Source organism: Romboutsia sp., from assembly GCF_051659545.1.
GTDB lineage: Bacteria > Bacillota > Clostridia > Peptostreptococcales > Peptostreptococcaceae > JBOFOR01.
In genome coordinates this window covers 52,047-62,757 of sequence record NZ_JBOFOR010000077.1, presented here as the reverse complement: position 1 = coordinate 62,757, position 10,711 = coordinate 52,047, and the positions used below count along the sequence as shown (strand labels likewise).

The 10,711-nt window shown below is 27.9% G+C and carries 10 protein-coding genes; all 10 read right to left on the bottom strand.

Annotated elements, in window-relative coordinates; all coding sequences use genetic code 11:
* Nucleotides 1-977 (bottom strand): CCA tRNA nucleotidyltransferase (locus ACRC03_RS04685; RefSeq protein WP_438651399.1); only part of this gene is annotated, 977 nt, incomplete at its 3' end.
* 109 nt (nucleotides 978-1,086) lie between these two features.
* Nucleotides 1,087-1,914: a sporulation transcription factor Spo0A gene (spo0A, locus tag ACRC03_RS04680; protein WP_438651398.1), complete on the bottom strand. Its 828-nt coding sequence runs from the start codon at nucleotides 1,912-1,914 to the stop codon at nucleotides 1,087-1,089.
* Nucleotides 1,915-2,035: 121 nt separating this feature from the next.
* A complete protein-coding gene (locus ACRC03_RS04675; protein ID WP_438651397.1) occupies nucleotides 2,036-3,076 on the bottom strand; it encodes a SpoIVB peptidase S55 domain-containing protein in 1,041 nt (346 codons plus the stop codon).
* A gap of 178 nt (nucleotides 3,077-3,254) precedes the next feature.
* Nucleotides 3,255-4,937 (bottom strand): DNA repair protein RecN, encoded by a 1,683-nt coding sequence (recN, locus tag ACRC03_RS04670; RefSeq protein WP_438651396.1) that lies wholly within the window; start codon nucleotides 4,935-4,937, stop codon nucleotides 3,255-3,257.
* 50 nt (nucleotides 4,938-4,987) lie between these two features.
* Nucleotides 4,988-5,794 (bottom strand): TlyA family RNA methyltransferase, encoded by an 807-nt coding sequence (locus tag ACRC03_RS04665; protein WP_438651395.1) that lies wholly within the window; start codon nucleotides 5,792-5,794, stop codon nucleotides 4,988-4,990.
* A 17-nt stretch (nucleotides 5,795-5,811) separates the two neighbouring features.
* Nucleotides 5,812-7,668 (bottom strand): 1-deoxy-D-xylulose-5-phosphate synthase, encoded by a 1,857-nt coding sequence (dxs, locus tag ACRC03_RS04660; protein ID WP_438651394.1) that lies wholly within the window; start codon nucleotides 7,666-7,668, stop codon nucleotides 5,812-5,814.
* 281 nt (nucleotides 7,669-7,949) lie between these two features.
* Nucleotides 7,950-8,387: a divergent PAP2 family protein gene (locus tag ACRC03_RS04655; protein WP_438651393.1), complete on the bottom strand. Its 438-nt coding sequence runs from the start codon at nucleotides 8,385-8,387 to the stop codon at nucleotides 7,950-7,952.
* Nucleotides 8,388-8,396: 9 nt separating this feature from the next.
* The gene (locus ACRC03_RS04650) at nucleotides 8,397-9,284 is read right to left on the bottom strand and encodes a polyprenyl synthetase family protein (protein ID WP_438651392.1); all 888 of its coding nucleotides are present in this window, start codon (nucleotides 9,282-9,284) and stop codon (nucleotides 8,397-8,399) included.
* A gap of 3 nt (nucleotides 9,285-9,287) precedes the next feature.
* On the bottom strand, nucleotides 9,288-9,503 hold the full coding sequence (gene xseB / locus ACRC03_RS04645; protein ID WP_438651391.1) for an exodeoxyribonuclease VII small subunit: 216 nt from the start codon (nucleotides 9,501-9,503) through the stop codon (nucleotides 9,288-9,290).
* Between the two features lie 2 nt (nucleotides 9,504-9,505).
* A complete protein-coding gene (gene xseA, locus ACRC03_RS04640; RefSeq protein ID WP_438651390.1) occupies nucleotides 9,506-10,711 on the bottom strand; it encodes an exodeoxyribonuclease VII large subunit in 1,206 nt (401 codons plus the stop codon).

Here is a 10,711-nt window from a genome sequence, read left to right as displayed (position 1 = left end):
AAAATCCTTTTTATTTTTATTTTCTCTAAATTATCTACTTCTAAAATCATATATTCTATCAATATATTGCAATTATTAGTTAATTTTTTGGGATATTTTAATTTATTTACAACACTTTTATTTAACATATTATCTTTATAATATTTATTTTTTTCATGTTCTTCTATATTTTTTAACTTTCTATAAATAACTAAATACTCCAACATTAGTAGTCTTTCCTCTAATGTACAAGCACATTCTCTTAATATTGTCATATTATTTTTATCTACACTGCAACTATTTAAGTAATTATGAATATTTAATTTTTCAAATATTTTTGTTTTATACAAAAGTTCTATGTTTTCTGGGTGATTACTAAGTAAACTTTTTGTAAATTCATCACTTATTCTCTCTAAACTTATATTTTTAATAATATCTACATTTTTATATATACTTTTTAAAGTGTTTTTTTCTATTTTGAAATTTAGTTGACTACTAAATCTAATGGCTCTCATCATTCTTAAGCCATCCTCTATAAATCTTTCATCTGGATTGCCTACAGTTTTAATTATTCTATTTTTTAAATCTTCAATTCCATTAAACTTATCTATAATACCTAGCCTATCATTGTATGCTATTGAATTTATTGTAAAATCTCTTCTTCTTAAATCTTCTTCTATACTAGATGTAAACTCTACTGCTTTAGGTCTTCTATTATCTTCGTATTCTTTTTCTATTCTATATGTAGTAATTTCATAGATTTCTGCATCAATTATAATTCCAACGGTTCCATGTTTTATTCCATTATCTATAACTTTATATTCTTTAAATATATTTATTATTTCATTTGGAGTAGCGTTTGTAGTAATATCGTAATCATTAGGTATTCTATCTAATAGAGAATCTCTAACACAACCTCCTACTATGAAAGCTTCATATCCATTTTCATATATTTTATCAATTATAAGTTTAACATCTTTAGGAATGTTTATTTTCATATTTTTCTCCTTCTATAAACATGTAAGTTTGTATATTTATAGATAATATATTATATTAAACAAAAAATAAAGCCTTCTTGTTTATGAGAAGACTTTGCTAACTTAAATATTATTTAACCATACTATGTTCTAATCTTAATTTGTCAGCTATCATAGCTATAAATTCTGAGTTAGTAGGTTTTCCTTTTGTATTATGAACTGTATATCCAAATAGTTGGTTTATAGTATCAACTTTCCCTCTGCTCCATGCAACTTCTATTGCATGTCTTATAGCTCTTTCAACTCTACTCGGAGTAGTGTTAAACTTCTTAGCTATACTTGGATATAATTCCTTAGTTACTGCACCTAAAAGTTCTACATTTTCTATAACCATTTTTATAGCTTCTCTTAGGTATAAATATCCTTTTATATGAGCTGGCACCCCTATTTCATGTATTATATTTGTAATTTCAGTTTCTATATTTCCAACATTTTTTACAAAACTATTTCTTGTCATTTGTATATCGCTATGCATACTTGACCTTGTTTCCATATGTCCAGTTCTATTTGAAACTAATTCTCTTATTCTGTTTATAAATATGACAAAATCAAACGGCTTAACTATATAATAATCTGCACCTAAATTAATTGCTGTTTGTGTAATTTTATCTTGTCCTACTGCTGATAAAATTATTATTTTAGGCATTTTAGGTATATTCATCGCATTTAATTTTTCTATAACTCCTAAACCGTCAAGATGAGGCATTATTACATCTAGTACTAATAAGTCTGGTTGTGTCTTTTTAACTAAATCTAGCGCTTCAATTCCATCTTTTGCAATACCTAGTATTTCTATGTCATTCTCATTTGATAAGTACTCTTTTAGCACTTGACAAAAATCTCTATTATCATCTGCCAAAACTATTTTTATTTTTTCGTTCACTAAGATTCCCCCCACTAATAAAACATTTTATTTTTTTATATCTATTCTGGTATAAACTTCTTTACTAAAGCTTATTCGACACACTAAAATTATATTCCTTCAAGGTATTAAAAATTTTAATATTTATGATTAAATTTTAATACGTCTTATCTAATTCTATCATCTCATCTATAAAAATACCATAACCTTTTTTGTAGTCATCCTTAAAAACATGGGTTATTGCGCCAATTATTTTATTATTTTGTACTATTGGTGCACCACTCATACCTTGAACAATACCTCCTGTATATTCAATTAATTCCTTATCAGTTACTTCTATTGTAAAATTTTTTGTAGTTTTTTCTTCTGTCGCTATATTTTTTATTTTCGCTTCATAACTTGTTATATTTCTATTTTTATCCTCAAATAAGATGTATGCTTTTCCTAATTTTACATCTTTTCTATTGCCTACTTCTATTAATTGTACATCTATTTTCTTTTCACCTAACATTTTTCCACTTATTCCAAAGTTAGAATTATTTAAAAATTCTCCTATTGCCCTATTATTGTTAAATTCACCTTCTATTTTTCCAGCATTATTTTTATTTCCTTTTATAATTTTAAATTTTTCTGGGTGGTATATATAGCCTTTCTTTATTTTTAGTAACTTATTAGTGTCAACATCTGTAATAGCATGTCCTATTGCATTAAATTGACATGTTTTTGGATCATAAAAAGTTATAGTTCCAATTCCAGATATTTTATTTCTAACCCACAAACCCAATTTCTTACTTTCTCCATCACCTTTTATAGTTATATTTTCAGTTTTATATTTACCTTCTCTCTCAAATGTAACTTTTGCTTTATCAGCAGTTACTTTATTTAAAATTTTGCTTACATCATCAATACTTTTAATCTCTTGGTTATTTATTTTCGTTATATTGTCTCCTACTTTTATTCCACCAATATATTCTACATCATCTTCATATCCAACAACTAATACTCCATCTGTATTTGCTTTGATTCCAATTACGTTACCAAGTGGGTAAACATATTTGGTCTGACTAGTTATATTATTTTTTTCTGAACTAAAATTATTATTTGCTTGTATATTGCAAATTGTTATACCTACAAATCCTATTATAAGACTTAATAATACAATCTTTTTAAGGTTGTTTTTTGTAACTTTATGATTCATTTTATCATCTCCCCATATACATAATTATCTATTTATAATTCCTTTATATTAAGAAATTTATTCATTTTATTCCAATTTTATCAATGCATTTATTCAAAAATTCACTTCGCTTAAGCGACCTGTCGACGAAATACTTCATGTCCCCAACTGCTCTGCCCTTGCGCAAAAAAAAGAAGCCTTAGTGGCTTCTTTTTGCTAATTGAATTATTTCACTTGCATGTTCCATTGTTTTCTCTGTAATATTACTTCCTGATATAAGTCTAGCTATCTCATCTCTTTTTTGTTCATGATTTAACTTATTTATAGTAGTAAATGTTCTCTCATGAGAAGTACTTTTTTCTATACAATAATGTGTATCTGCATTTGCCGCTATTTGCGGTAAGTGGGTTATACAAATTATCTGTTTTTTCTTACCTATATTACTAAGTTTTTCTCCAACTATTTGTGCTGCAATTCCACTTATTCCTGTGTCTATTTCATCAAATACTAATGTGTCTATTCCATCTATATCCGCTAGTATAGTTTTAAACGCAAGCATAAATCTAGACATTTCTCCACCAGATGCTACTTTGTAAATAGGTTTAATATCTTCTCCTAAGTTAAAAGATATCATAAATTCTATATCATCTTTTCCACTAGGTGTAAAATTGCATTCCTCAAAATTAACCTTAAATACGACATTTTTCATATTTAAGCTTTTTAACTCTACAAGTAGCACTTCCTCTAGCCTATTAGCTACTTTTAATCTAACTTCTGTAAGAATACTCGCTTTAGTCGAAAGAGTTTGTTCAAGCTTAGACATTTCTAATTTTAATTCTTCCACTTTTTCGTCTCTATTCAAGATTTCATCTAACCTAGCTTTAATTTTTTTATAATATTTATGTATGTCATCTATAGAGTCACCATATTTTCGTCTTAAGTTATTAATTTCATCTACTCTAGACTCTATTTGCTCAAGCTCATAAGGTTCAAATTCTATATTTTCTTTGTAGTTTCTAATGTCTCTAGATATATCTTGAAGTTCATACATTATTCTTTCTATTTCATTATTGTAGTCACTTAAAACCTTATCATACTGAGATATAGAGCTAAGTTCCTTAACCCCATTCCCAATCAAATCAACTGCATTCATAGAACCATCATATAAATTACTATAGCAAGAATTTAGATTACTATATATTTTTTCACTATTTCTATAAACATCTCTTTGTTTTAATAATTCTTCATACTCTTCAGTATTTAAGTTAGCAGCTTCAATTTCATTCATTTGGAATTTTAACAAATCAATCTCTCTTTGAATCTGCATATCGTCTTTATTTTCAGTTAAAATATTTAACACTCTTTTAATTTCACTATATTTATCATATACAGCTTTGTAATCCATTTTGAACTTTTCTAATTCTACTTCTCCAAATAAATCTAAAAACTCTAGATGAGTTTCTTTATTGAATAAAGCTTGATTTTGATGTTGACCATGCACATCAATTAATGTTGCAGCTATTTCTTTTAAGACACTCATTTTTACTGTTCTTCCATTTACTCTAGCTACACTTTTGCCATCTAAGTATATTACTCTAGTTATTACTAATAGGTTATCTTCATCTAAATCTAAATCATTCTTTTCTAATATTTTTTTTAAATTATCACTAGTTGAATAAAATACAGATTCTACTAAACCTTTTTCTGTTCCTTTTCTTAAAAATGATCTATCATATTTTCCGCCTAAACATAAACCTAAAGCATCTATTATTATAGACTTACCTGAACCAGTTTCACCTGTTAATATGTTTAAATTTTCATCTATGTTTAGTCTTAACTCTTCAACTAAAGCACAGTTTTTCATATATAACTCAAGGATCAATTTGAATCCCCCTCTTTTTTTATATATTTAAATGTAAAATCAAAATTTTATTATAAGTTATGAGAGTTATCTACCACTTGTTGTATTTTTTCATCGTGTAACTCTCTATCAAATTTATATCCTTCATTTCCATTTCTTAAATGAATTAAATACTCTATGTTTCCTTCTGGACCCTTTATCGGAGAGTAATCTAATCCTAATATTTCAAATCCATTTTCTACTGCAAAGTTTGATATAGTTTCAATAACTTCTATATGTGTAGATTTTTCTCTAACTACACCCTTTTTCCCAACCTTTTCTCTACCTGCTTCAAATTGAGGTTTTATTAATGCTACCACTTCTCCATTAGGTATTATAAGTTCTTTACATTTTGGTAAAACTAATCTTAAAGATATAAATGAAACATCTATTGATGCAAAATCTGCAAATTCTTTTGTTTGCTCTATAGTTACGTGTCTTATATTGGTTCTTTCCATACAAACAACTCTTTCATCTTGTCTTAATTTCCAAGCAAGTTGTCCATATCCAACATCTATAGAAAATACTTTTTTTGCTCCATTTTGAAGCATACAGTCTGTAAATCCACCTGTAGATGATCCTATATCCATACAAATCTTACCTTCTAAAGTTAAATCAAAGTTCTTCATAGCTTTTTCAAGTTTAAGTCCTCCTCTACTAACATATGGTATGGGATTTCCTTTTACTTCTATTTTAGCTTCTTCATTTACATCTACACCAGCTTTATCACATCTTTGATTGTTAACAAATATAAGACCTGCCATTATAGCTTTTTTAGCTCTTTCTCTACTGTCAAAATGACCTTGCTCTACTAATAATACATCTATTCTTTTTTTCATATGTTTACCTTTCCCGTTTATAAACTTTTTATTTTGTCCGCTATTTTATTTGGTGATAATCCAACTTCTTCATATATTTTATCTACCTGTCCATGTTTTATAAACTCATCTGGAAGAGCAATATTTTTAATTTCTACATTATAATTATTGTCTATTATAAATTGATTTATTCTACTTCCAAAGCCTCCACTACTAACATTGTCTTCTATAGTTATTACCTTTTTGTGTGTCTTGAATAATTCATCCAATAAATTTTCATCTATTGGTTTTAAAAATCTCGCATTAACTATAGTAGGATTTATATTTACTTTCAAAGTTATTTCTTTAGCTTCTATTGCATGTTTAACCATATTACCTATGGCTAATACAACTATATCTTCACCTTGAGATAATATTTCATAACTGCCTACTTTTATAGGACTATAATCTCCCATTTCTAAGTAGTAGCAGTTTCCTCTTGGATATCTTATTGCTACAGGAGCATTTATACTTAATGATAAGTCCATCATTAGCTCTAACTCTTTAGTATCTTTAGGTGCCATTACTGTCATATTTGGTATGCAGTTTAAGTAACTTAAATCAAGCATACCATGATGAGTTTCGCCATCATTCCCAACAATCCCAGCCCTATCTATAAGAAAGGTTACAGGTTTTTGAGTTATACATACATCATGCACAACTTGGTCATATCCTCTTTGTAAAAACGATGAATACACTGCAAAATATGGCTTCATTCCATTTTTTGCAAGACCCGCGGCAAATGTTGTTGCATGCTGTTCTGCTATGCCTACATCATAATGTCTGTTTGGATGCATTTTTTCAAATATATTTAGACCGGTTCCAGATGGCATAGCTGCAGTTATTGCTACAATTCTATCGTCATTATCTGCCATTAAAGTAAGTTTCTCACCTACTTTTTGAGATATAGATGCAGTTCCTGAAGATTGTGTTCCTACTTTTACATCAAATTTAGATACACTATGATATTTTTCAGGCTGCTCTTCTGCATATCTATACCCTTTACCTTTTTTAGTTATTACATGTAGTAATTTGGGTCCTTTTACTTCTTTTGCTTTTTTTAATGTTCCTATTAGTTCATTTATATTGTGACCATCTATTGGTCCATAATACTTAATACCTATTGAGTCAAAAAACTCACCTTCTTGAGGTACAAATGAACTAATAATACTATCTTTTACTTTATTCGCAGTTTTAGATATTAAATTTCCTGCTGGTGTAATATTTAGTATTTTTTCTACTTCATCTTTTACTTTATTCACAGTTGAATTCCTTATTATACTAGATAGATATCTAGACATTCCTCCAACATTTTTATCTATAGACATTTCATTGTCATTAAGTATAACTATCATATCTGTACCAGTATAACCTAGATGATTTAATGCCTCTAAGGCCATACCACCAGTAATAGAACCATCACCTATTACCGCTATTACACTATCCTCTTCTCCTTTTATATCTCTAGCACATGCAAGTCCTTGTGCTATTGAAATAGAAGTACTGCTGTGCCCTGTGTCAAATATGTCATGAGGACTTTCGCTCTCCTTTGGAAATCCACTTAGTCCATTATATTGTCTTAAGGATACAAAGTCTTCTTTTCTTCCTGTAATCATTTTATGTACATAAGATTGATGACCTACATCCCATACGATTTTATCTTTTGGACTATCAAACACTTTGTGTAGAGCTAAAGTTAATTCTACCACACCTAAATTTGAAGCTAAATGTCCACCTGTTTGAGAAACAGATCTTACTAAAAATTTTCTTATATCTTTAGCTAGCAAATCCATTTCTTCTGTAGTCATTTTTTTTACGTCCGTAGGAGAATCCACTTTATCTAAATATTTATACATATTATCCTCACCTTTTACTGACTATATTTTGTTCACTTTTATCATCTGTAAATTCACAATCACTAATCTAGGTATGCACTACTTTAAACCACGTGTAATCGCTACTTTTGATATCATACCTCAATCGGTTTAAAAAAAGTCTTCTATGAGAAGACTTTTTTCTTTGCATAGTCTTAATTAATTAGAAAAAATGAATATATCTTAGTATTGACTAAGTTATATCCATTTTATAACTGAAATAAAACATAAAAATTATATCATATGTGATATTAATTTTCAATTTATGCCAATACTATAGCAGTTATAATGCCTAATATGGCTCCAAGAAATACTTCTATAGGTGTATGACCTATTAGTTCTTTTAATTTTTTTTGTTCTATATGCTTTTTATTGTGTAAATCTTCTAATATCTGGTTTAGTATAATAGCTTGCTTTCCTACAGCTCTCCTTACTCCAGATGCATCATACATTATTATTAATGCAAATACACAAACTATAGCAAACTCCGTAGAGTTAAATCCTTTTTCAATACCTACTAACGTTCCTAAACTTGTAACGAAAGAACTGTGCGAACTAGGCATACCTCCAGAAGTAAATATTCTTCCTAATTTAATTTTTCTTCCTTCTCCAGTAAATATTTTTATAAACTGAGCTAGAAAGCATGCAAACATACTTATTACTAAAACCTTATTGCTAAATATTTCCGAAAAAAAATTCATTTTTCCTCCTTAATATTCTCTGTCTATTATATATTCTGCTAATCCATTTAAAAATCTTATATCTTTATTTATTAATTTTATACTTTTCTTCGCCTCGTCTATTAGTTCATATGCAATTTCTTTAGATTTTTCTAGTCCTAATAAAGAAGGATAAGTTGATTTATGATTTTCTATATCACTACCTACCTTTTTACCTAATTTAGCTTCATCTCCAATTATATCTAGTATGTCATCTACTATTTGGAATGATAATCCTATATTTTTTGCATATTTAGTTATGCTTTCCAACTCTATTTCTGTAGCATCTCCTATTATTGCTCCGGCTCTCATACATCCTATAATTATCGCTGCTGTTTTATTATTATGAATGTAATCTAATTTTTCTTTAGATATTTCTTTATTTTCACTTTGTACATCAACTACTTGTCCACCTATCATCCCATATATACCAGAAGCTTTTGCAATTTCATTTATTGCTTTTAAATATTTTTGTGGATTTTCTTTATTTATAGATGTTGAAAGCATCAATTCAAAAGCATAGTTTAAAAGAGCATCACCTGCAAGAATTGCCATATCTTCTCCAAATACTATATGGTTAGTTTTTCTTCCTCTTCTTAAATCATCATTATCAATAGCAGGTAAATCATCATGTATTAATGAATAAGTATGTATCATTTCTATAGCTACTGCAAAAGGAATTGCATCAGCTTCATTACCACCTACTATTTTACACGCTTCTAATGTTAATATAGGTCTTAATCTTTTTCCGCCTGCACTTAAACTATAGTTCATAGCCTCTATTATAGTTTTTTGGTGCCCTTCTTCTTTAGGCATATATTCTTTTAATATATTTTCAATAAAATTAGCTCTCTCTTTTAAACACTGTTTAAATTCCATTTACTACTCCTCCATAATGTTGAAATCTTCTTCTATACCTACTTGATTAAATTTACTTATTTTAAGTTGAGCATCTCCTAAAAGTCTATTGCAATGTTTATAAAGGCTTATTCCTTCTTCGTATAAGCTTAAAGATTGATCTAAACTAGTATTTTTTGACTCTAGCTTTTCTAATATGACTTCTAATTTTTTGTATGCTTCTTCATATGTTAAATTCATATTTATCCCTCTTTATTTTTAATTTTATCTACAGTACATTCTAGATTTCCATCTTTTAGTACTATATCTATACTATCTTTAGATTTTATGCTTTTTATACTATTTACCATTTCTCCATCTTTTTGTACTATACTATATCCTCTATCTATAGTTGCTAGTGGACTTAAGTTATGTAATATAGCTCCACTTTTATTTAATATCTCGCGTTCTATGCTTAGCTTATTTTCTGTTTCAAAAACTATTTTATCATATATTTTATCTATTTGCGTCAATTTATCTTTTATTATGTAGGCTTTAATGTAATTATTTATCTTATCAAATGCAGAATTCAACCTATATCCATCTACATCAATTTGGCTAATTAAAGTTTTATTCATTCTGTTTTTTATATTTTCTAATTTATAATTTACTTCATTTAAGGATGGGGTAGCTATTTCTGCACCTGCTGAAGGAGTAGGTGCTCTCATATCTGATACAAAATCACAAATTGTAAAATCTGTTTCATGTCCTACGGCAGATATTATAGGTATCCTAGAATTAAATACCTCTCTAGCAACCATTTCCTCATTAAAAGACCAAAGTTCTTCTATAGAACCGCCCCCTCTGCCTAAGATAATAGTATCTACGTTTTCTCTTTCGTTAAAGAATTTTATTCCTTCACAAATATCATCTTTTGATTGAGACCCTTGAACATTTACAGGGTATAGTTTTATATCAACCTTTGGATATCTTCTTTTTATTACATTAATAATATCTCTTATAACTGCTCCTGTTGGAGATGTTATAACACCTATTGACTTTGGCATCTTAGGTATAGCTTTTTTGTATCTAGGATCAAATAGGCCTTCTTTATTTAATTTATCCTTTAATTTGTTAAATTCAATGTATAAATTACCTATCCCCTCTATTTCTATACTATTTATATATAGTTGATAAGAACCATCTCTTTCATATACAGATATATATCCATTAGCAATTATCTTTACTCCATTATCTATTTTTAAGCTTTTGTCGTAATTACTTTTAAATATTACACAATTTATTTTTGAATTTTCATCTTTTAATGATAAATATACATTACCACCACTATGAACTTTAAAGTTAGAAATTTCTCCTCTTACCTTTAAATTGTATAATATAGGATCATTAGTTAGAATCCTCTTTATATATGAATTTGCTTCACTTATTTCTAAAGCTCTTAGTTTCAT